The organism is Cupriavidus sp. PB-02 (genome assembly GCF_058252315.1).
On sequence record NZ_CM177694.1, the window covers coordinates 3,210,897 to 3,237,807 of the forward strand.

Consider the following 26,911-nt stretch of genomic DNA (forward strand, 5'->3'; position numbering starts at 1 on the left):
TCTCAGGGGAACTGCGGTGGGCTAGTTCGAGACTTCCTCCAGCGCCTTGCCCTTGGTCTCGACGCCGAACAGCAGCACGACAACGGCCGCGACCGCAAACGACAGCGCCCCCATCGTGAACACGCCGCCCTGCCCCGCAACCGGGAGCAGCACGCCCACCAGGTAGGGGCCGGCAAGCGATCCCACCCGACCGATCGATGAGGCAAAGCCCGAGCCGGTGCCGCGCGACCGCGTGGGATACAGCTCCGGTGTATAGGCGTACAGCACCGACCACATGCCGAACAGGAAGAACTGCATGCACAGCCCGGCGGCAATCAGCTGCTCGACCGGCAGCCGGTGCACGGCGGCCTGGCCGTAGGCATACGCAGCCAGCGCGCTGCCGATGAGCATCAAGGCACAGGTCGGCTTGCGCCCCCACTTCTCCAGCAACCAGGCCGAGAACAGGAAGCCGGGAATGCCTGCCAGTGAGATGTAGACCGTGTACAGCACGGACTTGGTGACGGCATAGCCGGCCTGCTGCAGCAGCGCACCGAGCCAGGTGGTGAGGCCGTAGTAGCCGAGCAGCGCAAAGAACCAGACCGCCCACAGCATCAGCGTGCGCTTTGCGTAGGGGCCGTGCCAGAGCTCGGCGAACAGCGCCTTGCGCGCACGCCGCTGCGGCGGGGCGAAGGTATCGTCAACCGGCGGCAGCGGCTTGCCGCTGGCGCGTTGCACGTGGTGCTCGATGTTCGCCATGATGTGGTCGGCTTCGCGGTCACGCCCCACTTCCTCGAGCCAGCGCGGCGACTCGGGCACGCGGCGGCGTACCACGAAGACAAAGACCGCCGGCACCGACAGGGCAATGAAGATGCCACGCCAGCCGATCACCGGCAGCAGGAAGTACGTCAGCACGCCCGCCGCGATAAAGCCGATGGGCCAGAAGCCTTCAAGGATTGCAACGTACTTGCCCCGGCTCTTTGCCGGGACGATCTCCGACACCATCGACAGCCCGATCGGGAATTCCATGCCCATGCCGAAGCCGAGCAGCACGCGGTAGAGCATCAGCGCCGTCACGCTGTCAGCCAGCCCGCACATCAGGCTGCCCACGCCCCAGAAGATCATGCTGATCTGGAATACCGGCTTGCGCCCGAAGCGGTCCGCCAGCATGCCGGCCGAGGCCGCGCCGGCGAACATGCCGAGGAAACTGGCGCTGGCCAGCAGGCCGGCCTGCGCCGCGCTGAGCCCGAACTCGGCCTTGATCGAGCCGAGCACGAAGGTCATCAGCCCGAGGTCCATCGAATCGAAGAACCATGCCGTGGCGATGATGCCAAACAATGAACGCTGGTAGCCCGTCATGGGCAAGCGTTCCAACCGGGCAGCGATCCCGGCGCTCAGCCTGAGGCTGCCTGCCGACATATCCATGTCTGTCTCCTGTGTGGTCTATGACGGCATCGGGGGCGCCATCTATCTAATATATTAGTTGCATCTCAGAAGCATGCAAGTGATAAACATTGGGTTTCAGGGAAAACCCCGTGAGGGGCAGCGATGGGATTTTTGGGGGCGGGCCTATGCAAGGCCCCCCGCGTGCCGCTCAGGCCGCCTGTCGTGCGTTGCCGGTCTCGGCGTGCAGCGTGCCGTGCCAGGCGTCGTGGATGATCTTGCTGTAGCACTGCGGCACGTCCGCCACCGGGAGTGCCTTGGCCAGTCGCGCGACGCCCAGCGCGTCGTGCACCAGTGAAGGAAGTTGTTCCTGGGCGATGCCGAAGTCGGCCAGGGTGCCTGGAATGCCGAGCGCCTCCACCAGCTCGCGGATCACCAACGGCAGGCGCGCCACCCGCTCGGCTTCGCTACCCTGCACGATGCCGAACAGGTCCGCCACTTCCAGCAGTTCGGCACGCCGTTCCTGCGCGAGTGCGTCGAGCACATAGGGCAGCACCACCGCATTGGTGCTGCCGTGCGACTTGTGGGTGATGCCCGCCACGCCGTACGCAATGCCATGGACCGCGTTAAGCCCGGCGCTGCCATACGAGAGTGCCGCATAGAGGCTGGCGTAGGCCATCCCCACGCGCGCCTCGGTATCGCTGCCGTCCCGGTACACACGCAGCAGGTAGCGCGCGCACAGGCGAATCGACTCGCGCGCGAACAGCATGGTGATGCCGTTGCGGCCGCTGTAGCCGGGATCGGGATTGCCGGCACGGTCATAGGCGAAGGAATCGATGGTCAGGTAGGACTCGATTGCATGGGTCAGCGCATCGATGCCGGCGTCGGCGGTAACGCGCGGCGGGCAGGTGTAGGTGAACTCGGGATCGACCAGCGCAATGCCCGGGCGCAGCCGGTTGTCCATCACGGCGATCTTGGTGGCGTTGGCGGGATCGACCAGGATGGCGCCGGGCGTCGCTTCGGAGCCGGTGCCGGCGGTGGTCGGCAACGCCACCAGCGGCAGCACCGGCGTGGCACCATCGATGGTGCCGGCAAATGCGCCGATGGCGCGTCCTGCTGGTAAGGTCAGGCACAGCGCCTTGGCCAGGTCGATATTGCTGCCGCCCCCCAGCGCGATCACATGATCCGGCGCGCGACCGGCGAGGCGCGCACGCACCGAGGCCGTGGCGTCGTCGCACAGCGTGGTGGTGGGATCGGGGATGCCGCCGTCGTAGACCACGGTCTCGATGCCCAGGGCCCGCGCGGCTTCGACGTACTCCTTCACCCACGGGGTCTGGCTGGTGAAAAACGTATCCGTCACCAGCACCCCGCTGCGATAGCCAAGTTGCGCCAGCAGCGCGGGCAGGCCGGCACGCGTGCCAGGGCCGACGATCAGGCGCGAAGGCGCGCAGAAGAACACCAGGTCCTCAACTCTCATCGATGACTCCTTGGGAAACGTTCAGGCGGCAGTAGGTGTCGCAGCGGCGAGCCGCGGCAAGTGCGCGCGCACGGCAGCGGCGACATCTGCGGTATTGGCGGCCAGGATGCCGTGGCCAGCGCCGGGCAGCATCACGAGGCTGGCCTCGGGCAGGCCTGCGGCCAGCGCGCGGGCATGCTGAGCCGGGCAATCGTCATCAGCTTCGCCATGCACAACCAGCGCGGGCAGGCGCAGCGACGGCAGCCGGCCGCGCTGGTCGGTGATGCGCAGTGCCTGCCAGGTCCAGGCCACGGTCTGGTGGTCGGCCGCCTGCGCCAGCCCCAGGCGCCGCTCGCGCGCCGCGATCTCGGCCAGCAAATGCGGCTCGTCGGTGGCCCGGAACCACCGCGCCGAAGTCAGTTGCGGCGAACCGGACAGCAGCAGCAGGCCGCTGGGACCGCGTCCGTCGCGAAGGGACTGCGCCGCGAGGCACAGTGCCACCGACACGCCCATGCTCCAGCCTGCCAGCACGTAGGGTTCGTCACCCGCCTCGGCCTCGATCACCGCGCGCAGCATGGCCGCATAGCTCTCCAGCGTGCAATCGGTCGGCGACACAGGTCGGGCTGCGTCCCCGCGTCCCCACAGGTTCGGCAGCACAAAGCGGCATTCGCGCCGCAGCGCCTGCGCCAGCGGCAGCCACGCGGCGTTGGTACCCTGGATGCCGTGCACCGCCACCACGCGCACCGGCCCCTCACCGCTTCGCAAAATATCCATATCCCTCTTCCGTCCATCTAATATATTAGTTGTATCATAGCAGCAGACGGAAATATGGCAATGAAGAATACGAACGCCGCCCTTACCCTCCCCGCGGGGGAACTGCCCGGAACGTCATATACAATTGACAACCTGCGCACACTACCGACCGCAATGACTGGCACTGGCAAGATGGCAACCCGCAATAAGGCAGCCCCGCCTCCGGCCGAGGACGAAGCGGCCGAGCAGACCCCCGGACTGCGCGGCCGGCTGACCGACCTCGCCTACGAACAGATCGAGGAAGCGATCATCACGCTGCGGCTGGCGCCCGGCTCATCGATCTCGGAACTGCAACTGAGCGAGATGACCGGCATCGGGCGCACGCCGATCCGCGAAGCCATCCAGCGCCTGGCGCGCGAGCACCTGGTGGTCGTGTTGCCGCAACGGGGCCTGCTGGTGCCGCCCATCGACGTGGGCAAGCAACTGCGGCTGCTGGAAACCCGCCGCGAAGTCGAACGGCTGATCTGCCGCAGCGCCGCGCGCCGCGCCAACGCCGACGAACGCGCGCACTTCAAGCGCCTGGCCACGGAATTCGCGCAGTCCGCCAAGAACGGCGACGATGTGTCCTTCGTGCGCGCCGACCGCGAGTTCAATGAGCTATGCCTGGCCGCCGCGCGCAACGAGTTTGCCGAAGGCGCGATGCGGTTGATGCACGGGCTGTCTCGACGCTTCTGGTATCTGCACTACAAGGAAGCTGCGGACCTGCCGCAGATGGCCAAGCTGCATGCCAATGTGGCGGCGGCCATTGCCAAGGGGGATATCGACGGAGCGGGCAAGGCGCTGGATGCGCTGCTGGACAATATCGAGGATTTCACGCGGGCTACGGTACTGGGCGATCGGCGCTGACCGGCTGCCCTTCGCTCACGCACGCGGGAATAGAAAAAGGGGTTACGGCATTCACCGTAACCCCTTTTCAATTGCATTGGTGGGCCTCCCGTGAGTCGAACACGGCACCAACGGATTATGAGTTCCCGAAATCGCAATTCTTGTCGCTTCTCAGGATTTCTCTAATCTCCCGCAAACCCGCTACACGCCTGGCTTTCCGCCATTCATGGCCATCGAAACGGATTCCGTCGCATTCCTCACTTTTCTCGGCTTTTTTCTGCACAAGTACACAGGAACTACACAAGGAACCGGCCGCGTTAGGCGATCTTCAGGCGCTGCTGCAACTTGTCCATTGCCTGGCTGACGTGCTCGCCATTCTGGTGGCTGTACTTGACCACCATCGCGAGGGTCTTGTGACCGCTGATTCGCTGCACGGTCGGCAAGTCCACGCCGGCCTGCACCAGGTGGCTGATCGCCGTATGTCGCAGGGTGTGCCGAATGATCTGATCCGGATCCAGGCCGGCTGCCGCCACCACGCGCCGGTAGGGATGCCGGATGTCGTTCAGGTGCCCGCTCTTAGATGCTGCCGAAGGAAAAAGCCACGGCGTGCCCGGTGGAAGTCCCTCGATGTACCGCTTCAGGAAGTCTGCCAGGTCGGCTGTAATGGGCTGCTCGCGCATGCCGGCCTTCGCCTTCGGGATATGGATGCGAAAGCGATCCGCGTCGACATGTTCGCGTTGCATGCGCAGGATCTCGCTGGTGCGCATGCCAGTATTCAGACCGATAACGATAAACGCATACACCGCTGGGCTGGTGTCTGCCTTCGCCGCTTCAATGAGCCGCGCCGCCTGTTCCGTGGTCAAGTAGACGATGCGGCCGTTGCTTTCCTTGAAGCGCTTCACGCGCGCTGGACGGGCCGGCAGCCAGCTCCACTCGACCGCCGCGTTGAATAGGTGGCTGAGGACGGCCAGCTCGCGGTTCACCGAGGCCGGTGCTGCTGTTTTGGCGGGTGCAGAGGGTTTGTTCCCGTTCTCGCGCACAGCCTTGCTTCTGCGGTCGCCGCCGCGCAAGGTGGGCTCGCTCAGGCGCTGCTTCTTGTAGCGCTCGATGTCAAAGACCCCGATCTTGTTCAATGGCATGTCCCCGAAGAACGGGACCAGGTGCAACGTCAACTTCTGGCGCTTGCCCTTGATATCCTTGCCGCCGCCCTCCTCGAGCCGCTGCAGGTACTGCTTGGCCGCGTCGCGAAAGCACAGCGCGACCTTGCGTCCCCTGGGTAGCGCCAGGCGATCGTGCTTGGCGTCGACGCGCAGCTTCTCGATGTACTCCTCGGCCTGCGTCCGGGTGCAGCCGTCAGATTCCTTGCCGACCGTCCGGTGGATGCGCTGCTTGTCCACCATCGCGGCGATTGTGAAGACGCCGTCCCCATTCGCCAGCCGGGAGAAGGTGATGCCGTGCTCGATGATCTTCTCGCCCGCCGCCAAGGCGCGCATGGCCGGCCGCGTCAGCTTGGTGAAGGTCTTAGCCATGCTTGCCGCCCTTGCCTGTCGTGTAGTTGGTGCGGATGCCATGTGAGGCAAATATTTCCTCTATCAGCCGCAGCTTTTCTGGCTGGTCGACAAAGGCGTCAACAAAGGTCGTCATGTCAACCTCATCGCCATAGTGCTTTTTCATGCGCGCCGTCTGCCAGGCCTCATCGGCCTGCAGCTCTCGGTAGGCGAGCTGCTCGTCGTAGGTCAGCAAGTGCGGATACATCAGCCCGAGCGTGGCGAGCCGTTCCTGCGGATCGGTATCCCAAAGCATGTCGGCCACCTGCCCAAGCCTGACGTCGGGTATCCCGAGCCGCTTGCCGTCCGCCAGCACTACCTCATTGATCGCGCGCTCGGTCGCCCCCTCGATGAATGAACTCAGCGAACGTCGCTCCGTCCGTGCCGCCAGTTCTGCCATGTAGCGCAGTCGTGGGTCCAGGCGTACCGGCACAACTTCCGTTCGCCCCGATCGCGAGCCGCGCGACGTCGCTTTTTCCACGGCGCGTTCAATCGCCGTCTTGCCAGCATCGGCTGCTGGTCTCGCCTTCTTCTGTGTAGTCATGTCCGTTGGGTCGCAGGTTCTTGAAAGTTCTCGATGCTTCCACGTTATATGGTTGTTTCAACTACATCAAGCTTTTTTCGACTACGCTGAAAACACCTGCAAACAACCAAGGGATTCCCATGAGCGATGTTGTGGTCCTGCCCGATGGCCGTATGGACACCAAGTCGGCCGCGTCCTACCTCGGGCGCTCGGAAAAGACGATGGCCATCTGGCGCAGCCAGGGAAAGGGTCCTGCGTTCGTGAAGCGCGGCTTCGTCTGGTACTTCAAGGACGACCTGGACGCCTGGCTGGATGAGGGGCGCGCGAAGAGCACCCAGCAGGCGCGGCTTCGCCGTGAAGTGCCCGCGCTCGCCGCCGTTCCCGCACCGGCGCCACCGGAACCGGCGCCGAAGCGCAAGGCCACCAGGGGAGCGAAGCGAACGTCGCGCGCGACAGTGGAGGCCTGAACCATGCGCGCCGCCCCATATCGGGCGGCTTCCCGTAATCGAGGGGAAACGCCGCGTCGCGTGATCAACCGATCCGTCGCACCCAACAGCCAGGGGGTGTGCCCATGAACCCGGAATATGAATTCGGCGCCTTTGCCGCCGCGCATGGTTACGTCCTGCACAACGTCATCGCCGATGGTCGCCTGCATCGCTTCCCGACCGCCGAGGACTCGCGTGGTGAGCGCACCGGCTGGTATCGCTTGTGGTCGACTCCCCCACGCGGTGTCCTGGGTGACTGGCGCCGAGGCGACTGGCGCGGCGTATGGCGTCCTGGTGCCGACACCGTCGAGCGGCCGATTCCGATCGGCGACCTGCGGCCGCAACGGATGCAGGAAGACGCGCAGCGGCGCCGGCAGCGCGCAGCTGGCGCCGAGGCCGCCGTCCTGCAATGGAACGCCGCCGGCAACGCGCACCCCGACCACCCTTACCTGGTGAAGAAGCAGATCGGGCCGGGGTGGCTGCATCAGCGCAACGCGACGCTGCTGGTGCCGCTGCTGGACCAGGGCGGCGAGATTCGTTCGCTGCAGTACATCTGGATCGATGCCGAGGGCACCACGCAGAAGCGCTTTCTCGCCGGTACCAGTCCGAAGGCGCTGTACTACGTCGCCGGCAAGGCCGAAATGGAAGCGGGGAACAAACCCCTCCTGCTGTGCGAAGGCATGGCCACCGCGCACACGCTGTTCGAGTCCACCGGCCTGCCAACGGTGGCGGCGATGTCTGCCGGCAACCTGACGCTCGTCGCCATTGGCATGCGCCGACGCTTTCCCTGCCGACGCTTCATGGTGTGCGCCGATGACGATGCTGCTCGCCAGGACAACCCTGGCCTGGTCGCCGGTGCCGCCGCCGCACTGGGCAGTCGCGCCATGGTGACGAAGCCGGTGTTCACGCGGCCTGGTGCCGGTACCGACTTCAACGACATGGCCGTGCTCGAGGGTCATGCGGCCGTCGCCGATGCCATCTTCTACGCGCTCGAGGCGAAGTCATGAACGATGCGAGCAGGGTGTTCGATCTCATCGCGCGCAACCAGGAGCGCGCCGCACAGGCCGATGCCGAGAACCAGATCTGGCCGGATCCGCTGCCATTTGCCGATGGGCTGCTGCCGGTGGAACCGTTCGAGTTGGAGCTGCTGCCACGGGCCTTGCAGGACTGGGTCGCCGATATCGCCGAGCGCGTGCAATGCCCGCCTGACTATCCTGGTGCGACTGCCGTGGCCGCACTCGGCATCGCCTTGGGCCGCAAGATCGGCGTCCGGCCGAAGTTCCGCGACAACTGGACGGAGCGCGGAAATCTGTGGCTGGCCATCATCGGCCGCCCTGGCGCAATGAAGACGCCGAGCATGACTGCCGTGCTCAAGCCGCTGCACGTGCTCGCCGACCTGGCGCATCAGACGTTCGTCACGGCGCATGCCGACTTCGAGCACGGCAAGTTGACGGTGGAACTACTCAATGAAGCCGCGCGCTCGTCATTCAAGTCCGCCGCAAAGAAGCATGGCACCGCGGAACTGAAGCAGACCGAATTGCCGACGCCGCCGCGGCATGTGCGCTTGATGACCACCGACAGCACGATGGAAGCGCTGGCCGAGATCCTGCGAAACAACCCGCAAGGTGTGGGTGTCTACCGCGATGAGCTGGTGGGCCTGCTACGCAGCCTGGATCGCGAAGGCCAGGAAGGTGCTCGCGGCTTCTACCTTCAGGGCTGGAATGGCAGCGGCTCCTGGACGGTGGACCGCATCGGACGAGGCCTGTACCTGCACGTACCCCATGTCGCGCTGTCGGTGTTGGGCAGCATCCAGCCGGGACGGCTACGCGAGTATGTCCGCGAGGCGACCTCCGGTGGTGCCGGTGATGATGGCCTGCTGCAGCGCTTCATGCTGGTGTGGCCGGACTCGAATGCGGCCTGGCGTCATGTCGACCGCTATCCCAATAACAAGGCCGCCAACGCGGCACAGGACGTCTACAGCCGGCTGGTCTCGGCCGATCCGCTCGCACTGCAGGCCGAAGCCGATGCCGGTGCCGCTGCCGAGGACTTCTTCCTGCGCCTGTCGCCGGAGGCCTCGGAAATCTTCATCGAATGGCTCACGCTGCTCGAGGCCACTCTGCGCAGCGGCGGTGTCATGCCGGTGCTCGAGTCGTTCCTGGCGAAGTCGCGCAAGACGATACCGGCGCTCGCGCTGCTCTTTCACCTGGCCGATTGTCCGGAGGGTGGTCCGGTTGGCGCGGCCTCGATGAAGCGGGCCGTGCTGTGGTCGACCTACCTGCGCAGCCACGCCGAGCGCGCCTACTCGTATGGTGTTCGGCCAGACACCGACGCTGCGAGGGAACTGCTCAAGCGCCTGAAGGCCAGCGCCCTGCCGATACCGTTCTCGGTGCGCGACGTCCGCATCAAGAACTGGAGCCTGCTCAACGAGACGACGGATATCCAGGCCGCGATCCTGGTGCTCCAGGACCACGGATGGATACGAAAGGTGCCCCCTGAACCACGCGCGCCTGGCCGTCCGACCAACCGCTATGTGGTCCACCCCAGCCTGTTGGACGCAGCAGCCAAACCGTGAACTCTGGAAATTCCTGTACCTCAGGCACAACCGAAACCACCAAAACCACCCCCTTTTGATGGTTTCGAGGGCGTCTAGGGTCTAGCTTTTTCCAAATTTCAAACCCAGGAGGAGACCGAAATGGAAAGCAAAGCCGATCAGTACAAGGCGAAGGCCGTCCCGATGCTGAAGCACGACAGCTACCCTCGGGACTGGCTCGTGCCGGTGATAGCGATCGAGCAACTGGAGGCGCCGCATTTCCGCGTGACGGTGTACGTGCTCGATGGTGAGAGATCTGTCTATGCCTGCTACAGCGTTCAAGGGCTACTCGAGCTCTTGATGGATCTGCGCGAGAACTACTTCGTCCCTGACCGGAGGTGGCAACGCATGGTGCGCGTGTTCGTTCACGAAGGGATGCCGGATTTCTCGCTCGAGCTCTGCGCCTGCATCACCGATGCCTTTTACGGAAGCGCGCCGGCTGCCGTGCAATGAGAGCCGCAGCGGGTTTGTCCCTGGCGCCTTGTAAACCGCATCGACGCGGCTTAGGCTTCCGGCATCCAGCCTGGAGCCTGTCGTGGCCGACGACGCTGCTGCTCAACTCGCCTTTGACGTCCTGGTCGCCGCCTGCCTGGCCGGCGTCAGCCTGGCGCCTCGGCATCGCGTGCGCGAGCCGCTGGACGCCGATCAACGCCGAGAGACCGATCGCATTCGCAAATGCAAGGAGCGCAGTGCTGGCCGGCCGCGACCGTCGCCTGCCGACCTCGCGCCTGGTCCGGCCTCTCGCCATGCCGACGACCAGCAGGTGGAGCAGCTCGAACTGGCGATTCGGCAACGCTGGCGCTGAGGAGAGAACGCATGCTGAGAATGAATGCGAAGGCATGGAACGAAGGGTTCGCCGCAGGCCGGCGCAACGAGTCGGGCAGCGCGTGCCGCTATGCGCCGACGTCGACCGAGGCCTGGAGCTGGTCGGCCGGCTTCATCGAAGGCAAGGCCAAGCGTGCCTGCCTGGTGCCGTGCGCTGGCGCTGACGGCCGCGCGCTGCCGCGTGTGATGCAAACCCGACCGGGGGAGGGGTGAACCTTGAGGCGCATGGGTCCGTAACCCGGCTGGAAGTGTCATTTTTCACGGCGCACTTTGCGCACCGGGGGTCAGGCGAGTGCTCGAAGAATCTCCCCTTGTAAACGCGGCCGCTGCGGCCGAAAATTCCCACCAGGAGGCCTTGCCATGCCGAACCCGACCGATATCCCCCTGCCGATTCCGTGCTCTGCCTGCGTTGAGGCCTTGCGTGCCGTGGCGCGCGTGACCGAGGCCGGCGCGGTGACCGGCTGGTGCAAGCACGTGAATGGCGAAGGCGCCGGCACGTTGCTGATCGCGAGCGTCGACGGTGGCCGCATCGTCGGCTGGCAGCTCGAGGCGCCTGTCGACCGTGCTCGCGCCGCGCTCTACCTGGTGGACTCCTGCCGGACGCAGGATGCGATCGCGGAGGCGAAGCAGGCCTCGGTGCAGTAGTTCGACGTGGGCAACATGCCCACGTCTCGATGGTGAAAAGTTCTTTCACCGTCTCGATAGCCAGCACCTCGGGATGAGCGCGCTGGCCGTGCAGGGTAGGTAGATCATTTGATCGACCTAGGTTGACGGTGGGGCCGCGTGACGGTGGCCTGGCCAGCTCGCTTCGGGATGAAGCGGCGAAGCGCAGCGGGGCATCGGGATGTTGTCCTGGCGCGGACGTCCAACCGTCCAATTTGGACAGTTGTCACCTCATCCTGGAGCATGACCATGTACTCATCCATAGGAAGCCGCGCCGACCTGGTGCGGCGTATCAAAGACCGCGAGGCGCCTGCTGGCGACGTCGCGCAGCTCACCGCGCTGATGGAGGCCATCAAGGCGCGCGACGCCGAGATCAAGGCCATGTGCCAGCAGGCGTTAGCCGAAATCGGCCAAGGCAAGACCGACATGGCGAAGTTCGCCGCGAGGCTGATCGAGGTCGAGCAGAAGCATGCGTCGCGCACCGGCCTTCCGATCGGCACGTTCGGCGCCGCCACCGCAGCGCCATCTCTCGGCGCCATCCTGACGAAGAACGAGGCCTTCCTCGAAGGCATGCGCAAGGGGCGCCTCGACAAGCTCGACGTCGAGATCCCGCACCTGGTCAAGACCATCACGACCACCCAGGCCGATGCCGCCGCCACCACCGGCTATCCGGTACCGCCGCAGCAGATCGGGCCGGTGACCGGCGTGCCGATCGATCCGGTGATGTGGACCGCGCTGGCCAGCATGCCGGTCACCAGCAATGCGATCGAGGTCGTGCGCGGCACGCTGACGGATGCCTCGGCGCCGGTGAAGGAAACCGCGCTGAAGCCGGAGTCGGACATGGACTTCGCGCCTGCCGACCTCAACGTGCGAACCATCGCGACCTGGGTGCGTGCCTCCAGGCAGGTGCTTGATGACGTGGCACAGCTGAGCGCGTTCCTCGATGCGCAGCTGCGCCAGGCCATCAACAAGAAGCTCGACGTGCAGCTGCTGTACGGCACCGGCGTGAACCCGGAAGTGTTGGGCTTCACCCTGCAGGGCACGCTGTGGACGCCGGACGTCCTGGACACGCTCATCGACAACCTGGTGCGCATCGCGGCCACGCTGCTCGCGCGCGGCGCCTCGGGTTCCGTCATCGGCGTCAACGCCATGACGCTGGCCGACATCATCTTGCAGAAGGACAGCCAGGGCGATTTCGTGGTGAATCCGTTCTCGCTCATCACGCAGATCCTCGGCGCGCGCCTGGTGCCGTCTGCCGCGATTCCAGAGGGCCAATTCGTCGCCATCGGTGGGCCGCTTGGCGGTACCGTGGGCATTCGCCAGGGCATCACCGTCGAGATCTCGACCGAGGACGCGGACAACTTCCAGAAAAACTTGGTCACGATCAGAGCCGAATGCCGCGCGGTTGCGATCACGCAGACGCCGGAGCTGTGCCTGCATGGCGAGTTGGTGGACACCACGACGCCTTGATCGGGTTTGTTTGAACTCGCGGCCTTGCGCGATCGGGGCTGCGAGCAAGGGGCCAGCCGCTGACTCCCCTGATGCAGAAAAAGGGCGGCAGTTGTCGACGCCTACCTCATCCTCGTCCTGGCATTTCTCCGGGCGGGCGGCAACCGGAAGCGCCATCAGGACTCCTCCCCTGGTGGCGCTTTTCGTTTGGGCAAACCCGATCGCCGGGTTTGCGAGGGTTAACGCTCATTGGCGCTTCAGGTCGGCACATGCAACGGTAAACGGGTCCAGCCAGACATTTCTCAATCAACTTTGGGATCGTGAAAATCGAGGCGCGGTCCGGTCGGAGAAACAAATGCATATTTCCGTTTGGACTGATGACGTGGTACCGCTCACCAGGGACGAGAGCATGGCGTTGATGCAACCCGTAATGGACGCCTTGCTTCCGGGCTTCGATGAAAACACCGCAGAGCGGATGCCGGTGCAGTTGAAGTTCGCAGACCACGATGGACGTATTCTCGCCGGTGTCGTGGACAAAGAAGGTGTGCCCATCGCGGCGGGCTATCTCGTGTTGGGAGAGGCCGAGGAAGGTGGACGCACGTTCGCGGTGTTCCCTGCCAATGTTGTCGACTGATCTGGCTTGCCATCTTTTGAACCCGGCCTCGTGCCGGGTTTTCTTCGCCGCCTGGGAGACCGGCCATGCATCAACCGATCCTGAACTTCGATCCGGCCGTACCGCATCTGGAGTGTCGGCAGGATCGGAGCCGACGGCGCTTCGTTATTGGCTCTGCGATTCCTTCGGTGGAACTTGCAGCAAGGCACTCATGTGTTCGGCGGCTGCATCCTCAAGTGCGTGCTTAAGAGCGCGAAGACTTTTGTATGTTGGCGCCCACTCCTTTCTTGCCAGATCGACGGTGGTGTTGTAGGCAGCTTTATCGTAGGGAACGCTTGACATTGCGGCTTTTGCATTTTCGTGAGCATTGAACCCCCAGACGATCGCCTCTCGCCAAGCAAGCTCATAAGAATCAACAGCGTCGCGAAGCTCGGGAAAGTAAAGCTTCCTGAGGACGTCCAGCCGGTCTAAGAGAGTGGAATCAAAGCTAAAGTCATTACCGGTGACGGCCTTCCTCAATTGCTCATTGAGTTCCCGATCAATCGTTGCAACATGCTGTAATAGCTCCTCGAGCTTCGAGCGCAGCAGGGCATTCGACTCGCGCGCTTTCCATTCCGCGTGCCCGATCTCTCTCTTGATTTCTTCAGTAAGGGTAGTGGTCTGGCGGAGCTGCGCTTTGAGGTCGTCAAAGTCCGCTTTTGTCGCCAGGTTCTCTGCCCGCTTCTTGATGTATGCGCTCAAGTAGGCGGCGACGAAGACAGCGGCGAGGTAGAGCAACCAGTAGAGCCAGTTCTCTGCGATCTTGCGCGACACGATTTCAGTCACAAAGGCCTGCGTTGTGGCATCCATCAAGCTGTTCCTCAGAAAGTCAAAGTGGCGATGCTAACAGGACGTGGCCGCTGCGGTGAAACGGGGTTGACAGCCCGATCGCCGGCGATCGCTTTGGGGGTGGTGCCGTGGACCAGCTGGTGGTGCTCTCAATCTTGAAGCGGCAGCCTGCCGTCGTGGCCAGCTCGATTAGCGGGCCTACGCGCCTCGATCGGGGCGAATGGCTATCGTGGGTTCACCCCATGCCTGATCGCGTCCTGGCGGCTCGATTCACGAGGCTGGCGGGTAAGTGGCCGGCCAGCCTGCTACACACGGCTCGCCAAACTACACAAGAACTACACAAAATGAAAAAAGGGTTTGCAGGAAATCTCCCGCAAACCCTTGTCAGCATTGGTGGGCCTCCCGTGAGTCGAACACGGCACCAACGGATTATGAGTCCGCTGCTCTAACCAGGCATGAGCTAGAGGCCCTTGGAAGCGTTTAGTTGCCTTCCAGGAAACTCTTCAGCTTGTCCGAGCGGCTCGGGTGGCGCAGCTTGCGCAGTGCCTTGGCCTCGATCTGGCGGATCCGTTCACGCGTGACGTCGAACTGCTTGCCGACCTCTTCCAGCGTGTGGTCGGTGCTCATTTCGATGCCGAAGCGCATGCGCAGCACCTTGGCTTCGCGCGGCGTCAGCGAGTCCAGCACGTCCTTGACGACGTCGCGCATGGAGCCGTGCAGCGCCGCTTCGGCCGGGGCCAGCGTGTTGGTGTCCTCGATGAAGTCGCCCAGATGGGAGTCGTCGTCGTCACCGATCGGCGTTTCCATGGAGATCGGTTCCTTGGCGATCTTCATGATCTTGCGGATCTTGTCTTCCGGCATCTCCATCTTCTCGGCCAGCGTTGCCGGATCCGGCTCATTGCCGGTTTCCTGCAGGATCTGGCGCGAGATGCGGTTCATCTTGTTGATCGTCTCGATCATGTGCACCGGGATACGGATGGTGCGCGCCTGGTCGGCGATCGAGCGCGTGATGGCCTGGCGGATCCACCACGTGGCGTACGTCGAGAACTTGTAGCCGCGGCGGTATTCGAACTTGTCCACCGCCTTCATCAGGCCGATGTTGCCTTCCTGGATCAGGTCGAGGAACTGCAGGCCGCGGTTGGTGTACTTCTTGGCGATCGAGATTACCAGGCGCAGGTTGGCCTCGGTCATCTCGCGCTTGGCTTCGCGGGCACGACGCTCGCCCTCGGCCATCTTGCGGTTGACGCCCTTCAGTTCCTTCAGCGGCAGCACCACGCGCGACTGCAGGTCGATCAGCTTCTGCTGCAGTTCGTGCACGGCCGGCACGTTGCGCTCGACAATGCCACTGTAGCCCTTGCCGTCGGCCACCACGGTGTTGATCCACTCGAGGTTGGTCTCGTTGCCCGGGAAGCGGGCGACGAATTCCGAGCGCGGCATGCCGCACTTGTCGACCACGATATTCAGGATCGAACGCTCGAGCTTGCGCACTTCGTCCACCTGGCCGCGCAGCGTGTCGCACAGGCGCTCGACATTGCGGGCGGTGAAGCGGATGCCCATCAGCTCGGCCTGGATCGCTTCCTGCGCCTTGACGTAGGGCTTGGAGTTGTAGCCGTCCTTCTCGAACGCGCGGCGCATCTTGTCGAACTGCTCGGCGATCACGCGGAATTTCTCCAGCGCGTTCTGCTTCAGCTCTTCGAGCTGGCGGGCGGAGGCACCAGCGCCGGCGCCGCCTTCGTCGTCATCGTCCTCGTCGCCTTCCTCTTCGTCGTCGGACTCGATATCCTCTTCGTCAGACGCCGCGGCCGGGGCCGCGGGCGCTTCAGGGGCTTCGTCGGCGTTCGGGTCGATCAGGCCGTCGACGAATTCGTCGATCTTGATCTCGTCGCTGGCGACGCGCTCGGCGTGGGCGAGGATCTCGGAGATGGTGACCGGGCAAGCCGAAATCGCCATCACCATGTCCTTCAGGCCGGCCTCGATGCGCTTGGCGATCTCGATTTCGCCTTCGCGCGTCAGCAGCTCGACCGTGCCCATTTCGCGCATGTACATGCGCACCGGGTCGGTGGTGCGGCCGAACTCGGAGTCCACCGTGGACAGGGCCGCTTCGGCCTCTTCCTCGGCTTCTTCTTCGCTGGTTGCCGACGGGGCATTGTCGTTGAGCAGCAGCGTCTCGGCATCCGGCGCCTGTTCGTAGACAGCGATGCCGATGTCGTTCAGCGTGGCGACCAGCGTGTCGATCGTTTCCGAATCGACCATGTCGTCCGGCAGGTGATCGTTGATTTCCGCGTAGGTCAGGTAGCCGCGCGACTTGCCCAGCTTGATCAGCGCCTTCAGCTTCTGGCGACGCAGCTCGAGCTCTTCCTCGGTGCCCTGCTGGGTCGAGGCGAACTCCTTGAGCAGGGCCTTTTCCTTGGCCTTGCGGTCCTTGGCCTTCTGCTTTTCGGTCTTCGGTGCCGCGGTGGGGGTCGCCGCCGGCATATCGTTCTCGTAAAACTCTTCAGTCACGTCGTCTGTTGTGCTGTCGTCGTGCTGCATCCCGGCCTTGGGCTTGCGGCCACGCTTTTTCGGCTCCGGCTTGATTGCCGGCGCAGCGGGACGCTCGGATGCAACGGATGCAGGTGTCGCGGCGCGCGCCTTGGACGCCGTCGCGGTGGTGTCCGCCTTGGCGGTTCCGCTCTTGGCGCCGGCTGCTGCCGCTCGCTTGCTCTCGACTTCGGTATTCTGCTGTTTCGCCACGGTGATACTCTTGCCTTTCACTGGTGCAGATGCGGCGACCTTGCCGCTCGTACTGGCGCTCTTGCCGCTCTCGCGTGCCGAAGTCGAGGCCTGTGTTTCCTTGGATGTGCGAGTCCTGGTGTGAGTCGTCTCAGCGGGCGTCTTTGCAACGCTACGCGCGGACTTTGATGGCGCAGACCGGGCTGGTGTCTTGACTGACGCGGTCGATGTCTTCGCCGCCGTTGTTTTCACAGACGCCTTGCCGCTCCCTGATTGGGGAGCTTTCGAGGTAACCGTTTCGGTTGCTTTGGCCTTTGCCATTGGCACGCTCACTTTCACCAGAACTGGGAAGAAAGATTTCGCAATCCAAACCGGCTATTGTAGCACGCCACAGATAGCCAGCTTCCGGTCAGGTGAGGTTTTCACCTGAAAAATCAAGGCTTAAGCTCGGCGGTGCCGGCCCAGCCCCTCATTCAACGCTTACTGCTGCCTCCTGGTTGATAGCCAGTGTGATAGCCAGTGCGCCCAGCGGCGCCTCAGCCAAGTTGGCGCCGCCGGTGGATTTCACTCACCAGCCAGCGCATGCGCTGCTTGCCCGCCTCATCGGCCGTGCCGGCCACCACTTCCGCCTGCAGTCCGTCGAGTTCGCGCCGGAGCGGCTCGGCCAGCAGCTTGGTGATGGCCGCATCGAATTCCTGGGTCGCGGGTGCTTCCTCGATCTCTTCCCGCAACACCGCGGTGCGCGCCCCGGCATACACTTCAGCGTAGGGCGACTGGGCCAGATGTTCGCTGAAGGCCGCAAAGTTGACCTCGCCCTGGATTGCGTCACACGCCGACACCAGGTGCGCCAGCACCTCGCTTTCACCGCCGGTCTCGCCGTCGAGCAGCAGCGCGCGGGCATCCTCGTCGAGCCGGGCCGACAGCGCCGGGTAGCACATCAGCAGCTGGATCACCCGCTGCTCGAGCCCGGTCGGGGCCTGGCGCCGCGCGCGCGGGCGCGGTTTTTCAAAGCGGCCCACCCGGGACGGATCGCTGCGCAGGCCGCAGATTGCCTCGATCTCCGCAGGTGTCGTACCCGTGGCATCGGCAAGTTCACGCACAATCTGTAGCCGCAACCCGCCGGAGGGCATTGCCTGCAGCAGCGGCTTGGCCTCATATTGGGCACGGGCGCGGCCTTCCGGCTGGCGCATGTCCAGTTCTTCGGTCACCGATTGCAGCAAGAACCGCGACAGCGGCATGGCATTGCGCACCTGGGCGGCAAAGGCATCGGTACCCTCTTCGCGCACATAGCTGTCCGGATCGTGCTCGGCCGGCAGGAACAGGAAGCGGATGGTCTTGTTGTCCGCCACATGCGGCAGGCAGGCTTCCAGCGCGCGCCGCGCGGCGCGGCGCCCGGCCGCGTCACCATCGAACGAGAACACCACCGCGTCGGTCTGGCGCAGCAGCTTCTGCACATGCACAGGGGTGCACGCCGTGCCGAGGGTGGCAACGGCATTGGCAAAACCGAGCTGGGCCAGCGCCACGACGTCCATATACCCTTCGACCACCAGCACGTAGCCGGTTTCCCGAATGGCGTGACGGGCCTCGAACAGCCCGTACAGTTCCGTGCCCTTGCTGAACAGCGGGGTCTCGGGCGAGTTCAGGTACTTGGGCTCGCCCTGCCCCATCACGCGGCCGCCGAAGCCGATCACGGCCCCTTTGGTGTTGCGGATGGGGAACATGATGCGGTCGCGGAAGCGGTCGTAGCGGCGCGACTTGCCGTCCGCATCGCGCTTGTCGCTTTCGATCAGCAGGCCGGCCTCGACCAGCGGGGCGGCAATGTTGTCGTCACGATAGCTGCCGAACACGGCCTCCAGGCCCTGCCAGTCGTCCGGGGCATAGCCGAGGCCGAAGTTCGCGGCGATCTCCCCGGTCAACCCGCGGCCCTTCAGGTACTGGATCGCCTGCGGTGCGCTGCGCAGCTGGCGGCGGTAGAAGTCGGTCGCTCGGCTCATGGCATCGGACAACGCCACCGAACGGGCTTGCTGCTCGGCGCGCTGGCCCGGCGGCAGCCGGTCGCGCTCTTCCGGCACGGACATGCCGACCGACTGGGCCAGTTCGCGCACTGCCTCCGGGTAGGACTGGCCCGAGTACTCCATCAGGAAGCCGATGGCCGAGCCGTGGGCGCCGCAGCCGAAGCAGTGATAGAACTGCTTGGTCGGCGATACCGTAAATGACGGGGACTTCTCGTTATGGAAGGGGCACAGCCCCATGAAATTGGCGCCGCCCTTCTTCAGCTGTACGTACTTTCCCACCACATCGACAATGTCGACACGGTTGAGCAGGTCCTGAATAAAGGATTGCGGAATCACCCGACTGACCGTCCTGAGGCATGGCCGTCCCGCGGCGGGCGGCGTTTTTCTAGGAATGCGTGACCGGTGCGCGCCCGGTTGCTATCGGATTATTGTAGTGCAGCGACGATAAGGCCGCCCGGACTTGTTTTCAACTCCGTGCATCTGCGCCGAACCTCTTTGATCCGGCATTCATCACGCTTACAACCGATTAAATCAGCATTTACTTCGGAGTCAGCGCGGCCTTGACCAGGGCCGACACGGCGGTCATGTCGGCGCGCCCGGCCAGCTTGGCCTTGAGGACGCCCATGACCTTGCCCATGTCCTGCGGACCGGCGGCGCCGGTGGCGGCCACGGCCTGCTGCACCTCGGCGGCGACTTCATCGTCCGACAACGCCGCAGGCATGTAGACCTTGAGCACTTCGACCTCGGCCAGTTCCTTGTCGGCCAGGTCGTTGCGGCCGGCCTGCTGGAATTGCGAGATCGAGTCCTTGCGCTGCTTGATCAGTTTTTCGACCACGGCCAGCACGGCGGTATCGTCCAGTTCCACGCGCTCGTCGACCTCGCGCTGCTTGATCGCGGCCAGCAGCAGGCGGATGGTGCCGAGGCGATCCGTTTCGCGGGCGCGCATGGCGGTCTTCATGTCTTCGCTGATACGGGCTTTGAGGGACATCGTGATCTTCCAGAAAGTGGGTGGACACTCACAGGTGGTGGCGGTGGCCGCGCGCTGCAAGGGTCCCAGAACGCAAAAACCCGCCGAAGCGTACGCCACAGCGGGTCGGATGCAAGCGGAAGGCGCCGGGTCAGTACAGCTTCTTCGGCAGCATCTGGCTGCGGATACGCTTGTAGTGGCGCTTTTCGGCGGCAGCCTTCGTGCGCTTGCGCGCGGCGGTGGGCTTTTCGTAATACTCGCGGGCCCGAAGTTCGGGAATCAGCCCGCTCTTCTCGATGGTGCGCTTGAAACGGCGCATAGCGACTTCAAAAGGCTCGTTTTCCTTGAGACGGATCGTGGTCATTTGGCCGGAAAATGGGAATTTTCGGGATAAGCGGCTTTACGAAGCCTCGGATTGTAGCACCAACGATCTTTAGCGGAAGTGGCGCGCAACGGACACTGACGACATGCCGTTTGCGCCGCATTTCCACCAGACAGCCCGGCTGCTCATGCCACCGACTGCCCCGCGGCCGACGTCCGTGCCGCCTCGGCTACCGCCTCCCCGGCCGCCACCGCGGACGCCCACGCCCACTGGAAGTTGTAGCCGCCCAGCCACCCGGTCACGTCGACTACCTCACCGATGAAATACAGGCCAGGCACGTCGCGAGCCATCATCGTCGTCGATGACAAGGCGCGCGTATCCACGCCTCCGATCGTCACCTCGGCCTTGCGATAACCCTCGGTGCCGGACGGCATGATGCGCCAGTCATTGAGCGTGGCCCCGAGCTTGCGCAGTGCCTTGTCCGTAATATCGTGCAGCGGCAGCGTGGCATCCACGCCCGACGCCGCGCACCAGGCATCGGCCAGTCGCGCCGGCAGCCGTTGCGCCAGCAGGTTGCCCAGGTGCTTGCGGCTGCCGCCCTTCTGCTCGAGCAGCCAGGCCGCGGCGTCCTCGCCGTCGAAAAGGTCGATGGCGATCGGCGTGCCCGGGCGCCAGTAGCTGGAGATCTGCAGCACGGCGGGGCCCGACAGGCCACGGTGCGTCCACAGCAAATCCTCGCGGAAGGCGCCGGCGGTTTTGCCGCTGGCGGTGGCGACGTCGACTTCAAGCGAGACTCCGGCCAGCGGCGCGAACGGCGCCCAGTCCTTGCCGTCGAAGGTCAGCGGAACCAGTGCGGGCCGGGTTTCGACGATACCCAGGCCGAATTGCCGGGCGATGCGGTAGCCGAAGTCGGTGGCGCCGATCTTGGGGATCGACAGCCCGCCCGTGGCCACCACCACGGCCCCGGCGCGCACCGTGCCGGTCGAGGTCAGCAGCAGGAAGTCGTCGCCCTCGCGCCGGATCTCGGCCACGGTGCAGCCGGTCTGCCAGCGCACATGGCCGGTGTCGCATTCGGCATGCAGCATGGCGATCACGTCTTCCGCGCTGTCGTTGCAGAACAGCTGGCCGCGGTGCTTCTCGTGCCAGGCGATGCCGTACCGGCGCATCAGGTCGAGGAAATCCTGCGGCGTGTAGCGTGCCAGCGCCGAGCGGCAGAAGTGCGGATTGGATGACAGATAGTTGGCGGGCCCGGCCTGCAGGTTGGTGAAATTGCAGCGGCCGCCGCCCGAGATGCGGATCTTTTCGGCGAGCTTGGTGGCATGGTCGATCAGCACCACGCGTGCGCCGCCCTGGCCGGCTACGGCGGCGCACATCATGCCGGCCGCACCCGCGCCCAGCACGGCCACGTCGTACCGGCCCGTCCGGGTCGTTGCCACCCCGCTCATCGCACGCCTCGCAAATCCATTGTGTTGCCACCGCTCAAGAAAGGGCAGATTGTAGCGAAAAGCACGCAGCGCGCCGCTGTGCTACCCTGCGCGCTTCCTGCAACCTGTTGTTTCCACAGCCGTTTCCTTGATCGGGACGGCCGTATGCTCCTCACCCATGCTTGTCCTCGGCATCGAATCTTCCTGCGACGAAACCGGGCTGGCCCTCTACGACACCGAGGCCGGCCTGCTCTCGCATGCGCTGCACTCGCAGATCGCCATGCACCGCGACTATGGCGGCGTGGTCCCCGAACTGGCCTCGCGCGACCATATCCGGCGTGTGCTGCCGCTGCTGGAGCAAGTGCTGGCCGAGGCCGGCCGCGCGCGCAAGGACATCGACGCCATCGCCTTCACCCAAGGCCCGGGGCTGGCCGGCGCGCTGCTGGTCGGCGCCTCGGTGGCCAATGCGCTGGGCTTTGCGCTGAACGTGCCGATGGTCGGCGTGCACCACCTGGAAGGCCACCTGCTGTCGCCACTGCTGACGCCTGAGCCGCCGCCGTTCCCGTTTGTGGCGCTGCTGGTGTCGGGCGGGCATACGCAACTGATGGATGTGCGCGGCATTGGCGATTACACGTTGCTGGGCGAGACGCTGGACGATGCCGCGGGCGAGGCCTTCGACAAGACTGCCAAGCTGCTCGGCCTGGGCTATCCGGGCGGCCCGGAAGTGTCGCGGATGGCGGAATTCGGCACGCCCGGCGCGTTTGCGTTGCCGCGGCCGATGCTGCATTCAGGCAACCTGGATTTCTCGTTTGCGGGCTTAAAGACCGCGGTGCTGACGCAGACGCGCAAGCTCTCCAATACCTGCGAGCAGGATCGGGCCAACCTGGCGCGTGCCTTTGTCGATGCGATTGTCGACGTCCTTGCCGCCAAGTCGATGGCGGCGCTCAAGCAGACCGGTCACAAGCGGCTGGTGGTGGCCGGCGGCGTGGGCGCCAACCGGCAGTTGCGCGAGCGACTGGACCAGCTTGGCAAGCAGCGCAAGATCGAGGTGTATTACCCGGACCTGGCGTTTTGCACGGACAACGGCGCGATGATCGCGTTTGCCGGGGCGATGCGTTTGCAGGCAGCGCCGGAGCTGGCGCGGCGCGATTATGGTTATGGCGTGACACCGCGCTGGGACCTGGCAGATATCAGGCTGCCGTCCGCAGCCTGACACCAAAGAAAAAAGCCACGCGGTGGCTTTTTCAATCTCTGCGACAACCCGATCAGTCGACGCGCTTGTCGCGCTCGATCACCGCATACGCGCTGTGGTTGTGGATCGACTCAAAGTTCTCCGCCTCCAGCACATAGGCGACGATGCGATCGTCCGCATTCAGGCGCATCGCGATATCGCGCACCAGGTCCTCGACGAACTTGGGGTTCTCGTAAGCACGCTCGGTAACGAACTTCTCGTCCGGACGCTTGAGCAAACCCCACAGCTCGCACGAAGCCTCTTCCTCGGCCATGCGCACCAGTGCTTCCACCGGCAGATCATCGGCCAGCTCCACGTCCATGGTGATATGCGAGCGCTGGTTGTGCGCGCCATATTGCGAGATCTTCTTCGAGCACGGGCACAGGCTGGTCACCGGCACCAGCGCCTTCAGGAACACGCGCGTGGCGCCATTGCGCACTTCGCCGGTCAGCGTGACCTCGTAGTCCAGCAGCGACTGCACGCCCGACACCGGCGCGATCTTGCTGATGAAGTACGGGAAGGTGACCTCGATGCGGCCGGCCTCGGCTTCAAGCTTTTCCAGCATCTTGTCGAGCAGCAGGCGGAAGCTCGCCAGTTCCAGCGGCTCTCGCTCTTCTTCCAGCAGCGCGACGAAGCGCGACATATGCGTGCCCTTCTGGTCCGCCGGCAGGTGCACGTCGAGGTTGAAGGTGCCCACGGTCGGCACCACGCCGGTCGGGGTCTTCAGGGTCACGGGATATCGCACGCCCTTGACACCGACGCGCTGGATGGGGATCTGGCGGGTGTCGAGGCTCGACTGGACGTCGGGCATCACGAAGGCGGGATTGATGTCATTCATCTACGGTTTCCTCCAGGGCTGCGCCAAACGGGGCGGCACAGCTCCTTACGGTCGCGGCATTTTCGCAGTCCATCCATGCCGCGCAACGAGTGTGAAACCACGGGACCCGGCATATGGCACGCCGACCCGCAGCTGCGAACACAAAAAGGGGGAGTTTAAGGGAATTCGGACGCACTCGTGGTGCAGCGCCCCGGATCCCCTATTGCGGAGCAGGTGATCACCGGCACACCGGCGTCACCTGCAAGCGGTGGATCACGCCACGCGCGAAGCGACCGTGACCTTGGGCTGGTCCAGGCCGAAGCGCTCGCGCACCGAACGCTCGATACCAGCGGCGTCCAGCCCGCATTGCTGCAGCAGGTAGGCCGGGTCGCCGTGGTCGACGAAGCGGTCGGGCAGGCCCAGTACCAGCACCGGGATGTCGATGCCGGCTTCGGCCAGCGCTTCGAGCACCGCGCTGCCGGCGCCGCCCATCACGCTGCCCTCTTCCACCGTTACCAGGAAGTCATTCTCCGCGGCCAGGCGCTTGACCAGTTCCACGTCGAGCGGCTTGACGAAGCGCATGTCGGCCACGGTGGCGTCAAGCACTTCGGCGGCGCCCATGGCCGGATGCAGCATCGAGCCGAACGCCAGGAAGCCGACACGATGACCCGCGCGCGCAGCGCCCTCGCGGCGCACCACACCCTTGCCGACCGGCACGCCGGTCAGTTCGGCGGCAATCGCCGCGCCCGGGCCGGAGCCGCGCGGATAGCGCACGGCGCTCGGGCCCGACTGGTGGAATGCCGTGGTCAGCAACTGACGGCACTCGTTCTCGTCGGACGGCGTCATCACCATCATGTTGGGGATGCAGCGCAGGTAGGCGATATCGTAGGCGCCCGCGTGCGTGGCGCCGTCCGCGCCCACCAGTCCGGCGCGGTCGAGCGCGAATACCACCGACAGGTTCTGCAGCGCCACGTCGTGGATCAGCTGGTCATAGCCGCGCTGCAGGAAGGTCGAATAGATCGCCACCACCGGCTTCAGGCCTTCGCAGGCCAGGCCGCCGGCAAAGGTCACCGCGTGCTGCTCGGCGATGCCGACGTCGTAATAACGATCCGGGAAGCGCCTCTCGAACTCCACCATGCCCGAGCCTTCGCGCATGGCGGGGGTAATGCCGACCAGGCGCTTGTCGGCGGCGGCCATGTCGCACAGCCACTCGCCGAACACCTGCGTATAGGTCTTGCGCGCCGGCTTGGCCGCCGGGCGGATGCCCTCGGCCGGGTTGAACTTGCCCGGGCCGTGATACAGGATCGGGTCGGCCTCGGCCAGCTTGTAGCCCTGGCCCTTCTTGGTGACCACGTGCAGGAACTGCGGGCCGGCGCCCTCCAGCGCGCGCTGACGGATGTTTTGCAGCGTCGGCACCAGCGAGTTCAGGTCATGCCCGTCGATCGGGCCGATGTAGTTGAAGCCGAATTCCTCGAACAGCGTGGCCGGCACCATCATGCCCTTGGCGTGTTCCTCGAAGCGCTTGGCGAACTCCAGCACCGGCGGTGCCACCGACAGCACCTTCTCGATGCCCTTCTTGGTGGCCGCATAGAACTGGCCGCTCAGCAGCCGCGCCAGGTGGCGGTTGAGCGCGCCCACCGGCGGCGAGATCGACATGTCGTTGTCGTTGAGCACCACCACCAGCGGCAGGTCCTTGTACACGCCGGCGTTGTTCAGGGCCTCGAAGGCCATGCCCGCGGTCATCGCGCCGTCGCCGATCACCGCCACCGAGACGCGCTGCTCGCCCAGCGTGCGCGCGCCCAGCGCCATGCCGAGTGCGGCCGAGATCGAGGTCGACGAATGCGCGGTCCCAAAGGTGTCGTACTCGCTCTCGCTGCGACGCGGGAAGCCCGAGATGCCGCCCCACTGGCGCAGCGTGCCCATGCGCTCGCGGCGCCCGGTCAGGATCTTGTGCGGGTAGCTCTGGTGGCCCACGTCCCACACCAGCCGGTCGTCCGGGGTGTTGAAGACGTAGTGCAACGCGATGGTCAGCTCGACCGTGCCGAGGTTGGATGACAGGTGGCCGCCGGTCTGGGAAACCGCCTCCAGTACATAGGCGCGCAATTCCTCCGCCAGGGTCTGGAGCTCGCGCCGGTCGAGCTTGCGCAGGTCTGCGGGGGCGTCAATCTTCTTGAGGAGTGCGTAGGTCATGATGTCCGTTCGGCCGCCGGTTTCTTGCGTCCGGCTCTTCATTTCAGTGTGTGCGCAGCACGATCAGGTCCGCCAGGTCCGCCAGGCGGGCCGCGCGGCCCCCAAAGCCAGCCAGCGCCTGGTGAGCGTCGGCGCGCAATGCCCCGGCCAGTTCGCGCGCCGCTGCCAGCCCCATCAGCGACACGTAGGTCGGCTTGTCGTGCGCGGCGTCCTTGCCGGCGGTCTTGCCCAGCGTGGCCGTATCCGCAATGACGTCCAGAATATCGTCAACCACCTGGAACGCCAATCCCACCGCCGCCGCGTACCGGTCCAGCGCGGCCAATCCCTGCGCGTCGATTTCACCACACAGCGCGCCCATGCGCACGCTCGCGCGCAACAGCGCGCCGGTCTTCATGCGGTGCATCGCCTCGAGCGCGTCGCGCGTCATCGCGCGGCCCACGTTCTGCAGGTCGATCGCCTGGCCCCCGGCCATGCCGGTCGAGCCCGACGCCAGCGCCAGCTCGGCCACCAGCTTCAGCCGCGCCGCGGGCGCCACGGCCTCGGCGCCGGCCAGCACGATAAAGGCCTGGGTCTGCAGCGCGTCGCCCACCAGCAGCGCAGTGGCCTCGTCATAGGCCTTGTGCACGGTGGGACGGCCGCGGCGCAGGTCGTCGTCGTCCATGCAGGGCATGTCGTCGTGCACCAGCGAGTAGGCGTGGATCATCTCTACCGCGCAGGCCGCGGCATCGCAGGCGGCGGGATCGGCCCCGCTTACCTCGCCGGCGGCGTGCACCAGCAGCGGCCGCACGCGCTTGCCGCCGCTCAGTGCAGCATAGCGCATCGCCTCGTGCAGCGTATGCGGCACGGTGTTGGCATCGGGCAACGCTGCCTGCAGCGCGGCTTCAGTCCGGGCGCCCTGCGCCTGCATCCATTGGGCGAAGTCGCTCATTCGTCGTCCCCCTCCAGCCCGCGGCCGCCGCCACCATTGGCACCGTTACCGCCATTGCCCTCTCCGGCCAGCGGCTTGAGCACATCGCCTTCCAGCACCTTGACCTGCTGCTCCACGCGCTCCAGCTTCTGCTGGCAGTAGCGCACCAGTTCGGCGCCGCGGCGGTAGGCCGCCAGCGACGCCTCCAGCGGCAGCTCACCGCTCTCCATGCTGGCCACCAGGGTCTCGAGCTCGGCCATCGCGGCTTCGTAGGAAGCGGGCGGCGCGGAAGCCGCGGTGGTGTCGTCGGTCTGGACCGGAGCGGTCGTCGTTTTTGGCATGTCTGGCCC

Annotated in this window: 26 protein-coding genes and 1 tRNA gene; 11 read left to right on the forward strand and 16 right to left on the reverse strand. The window is 65.1% G+C overall.

Features of this window, described 5'->3' with window-relative positions; all coding sequences use genetic code 11:
* Window positions 1–21 precede the first annotated feature (21 nt).
* The 3 genes from AC10V3_RS15060 to AC10V3_RS15070 form a co-directional block, all read right to left on the reverse strand.
* Window positions 22–1,401, reverse strand: a complete 1,380-nt coding sequence (locus tag AC10V3_RS15060) for an MFS transporter (protein ID WP_022536082.1) — start codon at window positions 1,399–1,401, stop codon at window positions 22–24.
* A 169-nt stretch (window positions 1,402–1,570) separates the two neighbouring features.
* Complete coding sequence (locus AC10V3_RS15065; RefSeq protein WP_022536083.1) at window positions 1,571–2,836, reverse strand: iron-containing alcohol dehydrogenase; 1,266 nt, start codon at window positions 2,834–2,836, stop codon at window positions 1,571–1,573.
* Between the two features lie 21 nt (window positions 2,837–2,857).
* Window positions 2,858–3,589: an alpha/beta fold hydrolase gene (locus AC10V3_RS15070; protein WP_022536084.1), complete on the reverse strand. Its 732-nt coding sequence runs from the start codon at window positions 3,587–3,589 to the stop codon at window positions 2,858–2,860.
* 171 nt (window positions 3,590–3,760) lie between these two features.
* Between AC10V3_RS15070 and AC10V3_RS15075 the strand changes: the two genes are divergently transcribed.
* A complete protein-coding gene (locus AC10V3_RS15075; RefSeq protein WP_051369914.1) occupies window positions 3,761–4,474 on the forward strand; it encodes a GntR family transcriptional regulator in 714 nt (237 codons plus the stop codon).
* Between the two features lie 296 nt (window positions 4,475–4,770).
* On the opposite strand, the gene AC10V3_RS15080 is transcribed toward AC10V3_RS15075, so the two are convergent.
* Both AC10V3_RS15080 and AC10V3_RS15085 read right to left on the reverse strand, forming a co-directional pair.
* Window positions 4,771–6,024, reverse strand: coding sequence for a tyrosine-type recombinase/integrase (locus AC10V3_RS15080; protein ID WP_490922420.1), 1,254 nt, complete (start codon window positions 6,022–6,024; stop codon window positions 4,771–4,773).
* On the reverse strand, window positions 5,975–6,544 hold the full coding sequence (locus AC10V3_RS15085) for a hypothetical protein (protein WP_490922421.1): 570 nt from the start codon (window positions 6,542–6,544) through the stop codon (window positions 5,975–5,977). The genes AC10V3_RS15080 and AC10V3_RS15085 overlap by 50 nt, the downstream gene beginning before the upstream one ends.
* 20 nt (window positions 6,545–6,564) lie before the next feature.
* Here AC10V3_RS15085 and AC10V3_RS15090 point away from each other — a divergent pair, with 20 nt between their 5' ends.
* The 9 genes from AC10V3_RS15090 to AC10V3_RS15130 all read left to right on the forward strand — a co-directional run bounded on the left by AC10V3_RS15090 (window position 6,565) and on the right by AC10V3_RS15130 (window position 13,169).
* A complete protein-coding gene (locus AC10V3_RS15090; protein WP_490922422.1) occupies window positions 6,565–6,990 on the forward strand; it encodes a helix-turn-helix domain-containing protein in 426 nt (141 codons plus the stop codon).
* Window positions 6,991–7,094: 104 nt separating this feature from the next.
* Window positions 7,095–8,015 (forward strand): toprim domain-containing protein, encoded by a 921-nt coding sequence (locus tag AC10V3_RS15095; RefSeq protein WP_490922423.1) that lies wholly within the window; start codon window positions 7,095–7,097, stop codon window positions 8,013–8,015.
* Complete coding sequence (locus tag AC10V3_RS15100) at window positions 8,012–9,580, forward strand: YfjI family protein (RefSeq protein ID WP_490922424.1); 1,569 nt, start codon at window positions 8,012–8,014, stop codon at window positions 9,578–9,580. The genes AC10V3_RS15095 and AC10V3_RS15100 overlap by 4 nt, the downstream gene beginning before the upstream one ends.
* A gap of 120 nt (window positions 9,581–9,700) precedes the next feature.
* Window positions 9,701–10,051: a hypothetical protein gene (locus AC10V3_RS15105; protein ID WP_490922426.1), complete on the forward strand. Its 351-nt coding sequence runs from the start codon at window positions 9,701–9,703 to the stop codon at window positions 10,049–10,051.
* 82 nt (window positions 10,052–10,133) lie between these two features.
* The gene (locus tag AC10V3_RS15110) at window positions 10,134–10,403 is read left to right on the forward strand and encodes a hypothetical protein (RefSeq protein WP_490922427.1); all 270 of its coding nucleotides are present in this window, start codon (window positions 10,134–10,136) and stop codon (window positions 10,401–10,403) included.
* A gap of 11 nt (window positions 10,404–10,414) precedes the next feature.
* Window positions 10,415–10,636, forward strand: coding sequence for a hypothetical protein (locus AC10V3_RS15115; RefSeq protein ID WP_490922428.1), 222 nt, complete (start codon window positions 10,415–10,417; stop codon window positions 10,634–10,636).
* Window positions 10,637–10,783: 147 nt separating this feature from the next.
* The gene (locus AC10V3_RS15120) at window positions 10,784–11,068 is read left to right on the forward strand and encodes a hypothetical protein (protein WP_490922429.1); all 285 of its coding nucleotides are present in this window, start codon (window positions 10,784–10,786) and stop codon (window positions 11,066–11,068) included.
* Between the two features lie 267 nt (window positions 11,069–11,335).
* Window positions 11,336–12,556, forward strand: a complete 1,221-nt coding sequence (locus AC10V3_RS15125; protein WP_490922430.1) for a phage major capsid protein — start codon at window positions 11,336–11,338, stop codon at window positions 12,554–12,556.
* Window positions 12,557–12,890: 334 nt separating this feature from the next.
* Window positions 12,891–13,169 carry a hypothetical protein gene (locus AC10V3_RS15130; RefSeq protein WP_490922431.1) on the forward strand — a complete coding sequence of 93 codons (279 nt, stop codon included), beginning with the start codon at window positions 12,891–12,893 and terminating at the stop codon, window positions 13,167–13,169.
* A 144-nt stretch (window positions 13,170–13,313) separates the two neighbouring features.
* Here AC10V3_RS15130 and AC10V3_RS15135 read toward each other — a convergent pair whose 3' ends face one another.
* The 7 genes from AC10V3_RS15135 to AC10V3_RS15165 all read right to left on the reverse strand — a co-directional run bounded on the left by AC10V3_RS15135 (window position 13,314) and on the right by AC10V3_RS15165 (window position 21,437).
* Complete coding sequence (locus AC10V3_RS15135; protein ID WP_490922433.1) at window positions 13,314–13,997, reverse strand: hypothetical protein; 684 nt, start codon at window positions 13,995–13,997, stop codon at window positions 13,314–13,316.
* 370 nt (window positions 13,998–14,367) lie between these two features.
* Window positions 14,368–14,446, reverse strand: a tRNA-Ile gene (locus tag AC10V3_RS15140).
* Between the two features lie 10 nt (window positions 14,447–14,456).
* Entirely contained in the window at window positions 14,457–16,730 is a 2,274-nt protein-coding gene (gene rpoD / locus AC10V3_RS15145; protein ID WP_041681117.1) for an RNA polymerase sigma factor RpoD, read from the reverse strand.
* Window positions 16,731–17,224: 494 nt separating this feature from the next.
* Window positions 17,225–19,039, reverse strand: a complete 1,815-nt coding sequence (gene dnaG, locus AC10V3_RS15150) for a DNA primase (protein ID WP_490922435.1) — start codon at window positions 19,037–19,039, stop codon at window positions 17,225–17,227.
* A 202-nt stretch (window positions 19,040–19,241) separates the two neighbouring features.
* A complete protein-coding gene (locus tag AC10V3_RS15155; RefSeq protein ID WP_022536088.1) occupies window positions 19,242–19,691 on the reverse strand; it encodes a GatB/YqeY domain-containing protein in 450 nt (149 codons plus the stop codon).
* 130 nt (window positions 19,692–19,821) lie between these two features.
* The gene (rpsU, locus tag AC10V3_RS15160; RefSeq protein WP_022536089.1) at window positions 19,822–20,034 is read right to left on the reverse strand and encodes a 30S ribosomal protein S21; all 213 of its coding nucleotides are present in this window, start codon (window positions 20,032–20,034) and stop codon (window positions 19,822–19,824) included.
* 143 nt (window positions 20,035–20,177) lie between these two features.
* The gene (locus AC10V3_RS15165; RefSeq protein WP_022536090.1) at window positions 20,178–21,437 is read right to left on the reverse strand and encodes a BaiN/RdsA family NAD(P)/FAD-dependent oxidoreductase; all 1,260 of its coding nucleotides are present in this window, start codon (window positions 21,435–21,437) and stop codon (window positions 20,178–20,180) included.
* A gap of 157 nt (window positions 21,438–21,594) precedes the next feature.
* Between AC10V3_RS15165 and tsaD the strand changes: the two genes are divergently transcribed.
* A complete protein-coding gene (gene tsaD / locus AC10V3_RS15170) occupies window positions 21,595–22,629 on the forward strand; it encodes a tRNA (adenosine(37)-N6)-threonylcarbamoyltransferase complex transferase subunit TsaD (protein ID WP_022536091.1) in 1,035 nt (344 codons plus the stop codon).
* 52 nt (window positions 22,630–22,681) lie between these two features.
* Here tsaD and folE2 read toward each other — a convergent pair whose 3' ends face one another.
* The 4 genes from folE2 to AC10V3_RS15190 all read right to left on the reverse strand — a co-directional run bounded on the left by folE2 (window position 22,682) and on the right by AC10V3_RS15190 (window position 26,902).
* On the reverse strand, window positions 22,682–23,485 hold the full coding sequence (gene folE2 / locus AC10V3_RS15175) for a GTP cyclohydrolase FolE2 (protein WP_022536092.1): 804 nt from the start codon (window positions 23,483–23,485) through the stop codon (window positions 22,682–22,684).
* 252 nt (window positions 23,486–23,737) lie between these two features.
* Window positions 23,738–25,654 carry a 1-deoxy-D-xylulose-5-phosphate synthase gene (gene dxs / locus AC10V3_RS15180; RefSeq protein WP_022536093.1) on the reverse strand — a complete coding sequence of 639 codons (1,917 nt, stop codon included), beginning with the start codon at window positions 25,652–25,654 and terminating at the stop codon, window positions 23,738–23,740.
* A gap of 43 nt (window positions 25,655–25,697) precedes the next feature.
* On the reverse strand, window positions 25,698–26,582 hold the full coding sequence (locus tag AC10V3_RS15185; RefSeq protein WP_349608795.1) for a polyprenyl synthetase family protein: 885 nt from the start codon (window positions 26,580–26,582) through the stop codon (window positions 25,698–25,700).
* A complete protein-coding gene (locus AC10V3_RS15190) occupies window positions 26,579–26,902 on the reverse strand; it encodes an exodeoxyribonuclease VII small subunit (RefSeq protein WP_022536095.1) in 324 nt (107 codons plus the stop codon). Before AC10V3_RS15190 ends, AC10V3_RS15185 begins: the two co-directional genes overlap by 4 nt.
* Window positions 26,903–26,911: the final 9 nt, after the last annotated feature.

Bases quoted from the DNA above. Each gene is read 5' to 3' on its own strand.
- AC10V3_RS15060 (WP_022536082.1), bottom strand. From the start codon at position 1,401: ATGGATATGTCGGCAGGCAGCCTCAGGCTGAGCGCCGGGATCGCTGCC.
- AC10V3_RS15065 (WP_022536083.1), bottom strand. From the start codon at position 2,836: ATGAGAGTTGAGGACCTGGTGTTCTTCTGCGCGCCTTCGCGCCTGATC.
- AC10V3_RS15070 (WP_022536084.1), bottom strand. From the start codon at position 3,589: ATGGATATTTTGCGAAGCGGTGAGGGGCCGGTGCGCGTGGTGGCGGTG.
- AC10V3_RS15075 (WP_051369914.1), top strand. From the start codon at position 3,761: ATGGCAACCCGCAATAAGGCAGCCCCGCCTCCGGCCGAGGACGAAGCG.
- AC10V3_RS15080 (WP_490922420.1), bottom strand. From the start codon at position 6,024: ATGGCATCCGCACCAACTACACGACAGGCAAGGGCGGCAAGCATGGCT.
- AC10V3_RS15085 (WP_490922421.1), bottom strand. From the start codon at position 6,544: ATGACTACACAGAAGAAGGCGAGACCAGCAGCCGATGCTGGCAAGACG.
- AC10V3_RS15095 (WP_490922423.1), top strand. From the start codon at position 7,095: ATGAACCCGGAATATGAATTCGGCGCCTTTGCCGCCGCGCATGGTTAC.
- AC10V3_RS15100 (WP_490922424.1), top strand. From the start codon at position 8,012: ATGAACGATGCGAGCAGGGTGTTCGATCTCATCGCGCGCAACCAGGAG.
- AC10V3_RS15105 (WP_490922426.1), top strand. From the start codon at position 9,701: ATGGAAAGCAAAGCCGATCAGTACAAGGCGAAGGCCGTCCCGATGCTG.
- AC10V3_RS15115 (WP_490922428.1), top strand. From the start codon at position 10,415: ATGCTGAGAATGAATGCGAAGGCATGGAACGAAGGGTTCGCCGCAGGC.
- AC10V3_RS15120 (WP_490922429.1), top strand. From the start codon at position 10,784: ATGCCGAACCCGACCGATATCCCCCTGCCGATTCCGTGCTCTGCCTGC.
- AC10V3_RS15125 (WP_490922430.1), top strand. From the start codon at position 11,336: ATGTACTCATCCATAGGAAGCCGCGCCGACCTGGTGCGGCGTATCAAA.
- AC10V3_RS15130 (WP_490922431.1), top strand. From the start codon at position 12,891: ATGCATATTTCCGTTTGGACTGATGACGTGGTACCGCTCACCAGGGAC.
- AC10V3_RS15135 (WP_490922433.1), bottom strand. From the start codon at position 13,997: ATGGATGCCACAACGCAGGCCTTTGTGACTGAAATCGTGTCGCGCAAG.
- AC10V3_RS15155 (WP_022536088.1), bottom strand. From the start codon at position 19,691: ATGTCCCTCAAAGCCCGTATCAGCGAAGACATGAAGACCGCCATGCGC.
- rpsU (WP_022536089.1), bottom strand. From the start codon at position 20,034: ATGACCACGATCCGTCTCAAGGAAAACGAGCCTTTTGAAGTCGCTATG.
- AC10V3_RS15165 (WP_022536090.1), bottom strand. From the start codon at position 21,437: ATGAGCGGGGTGGCAACGACCCGGACGGGCCGGTACGACGTGGCCGTG.
- tsaD (WP_022536091.1), top strand. From the start codon at position 21,595: ATGCTTGTCCTCGGCATCGAATCTTCCTGCGACGAAACCGGGCTGGCC.
- folE2 (WP_022536092.1), bottom strand. From the start codon at position 23,485: ATGAATGACATCAATCCCGCCTTCGTGATGCCCGACGTCCAGTCGAGC.
- dxs (WP_022536093.1), bottom strand. From the start codon at position 25,654: ATGACCTACGCACTCCTCAAGAAGATTGACGCCCCCGCAGACCTGCGC.
- AC10V3_RS15185 (WP_349608795.1), bottom strand. From the start codon at position 26,582: ATGAGCGACTTCGCCCAATGGATGCAGGCGCAGGGCGCCCGGACTGAA.
- AC10V3_RS15190 (WP_022536095.1), bottom strand. From the start codon at position 26,902: ATGCCAAAAACGACGACCGCTCCGGTCCAGACCGACGACACCACCGCG.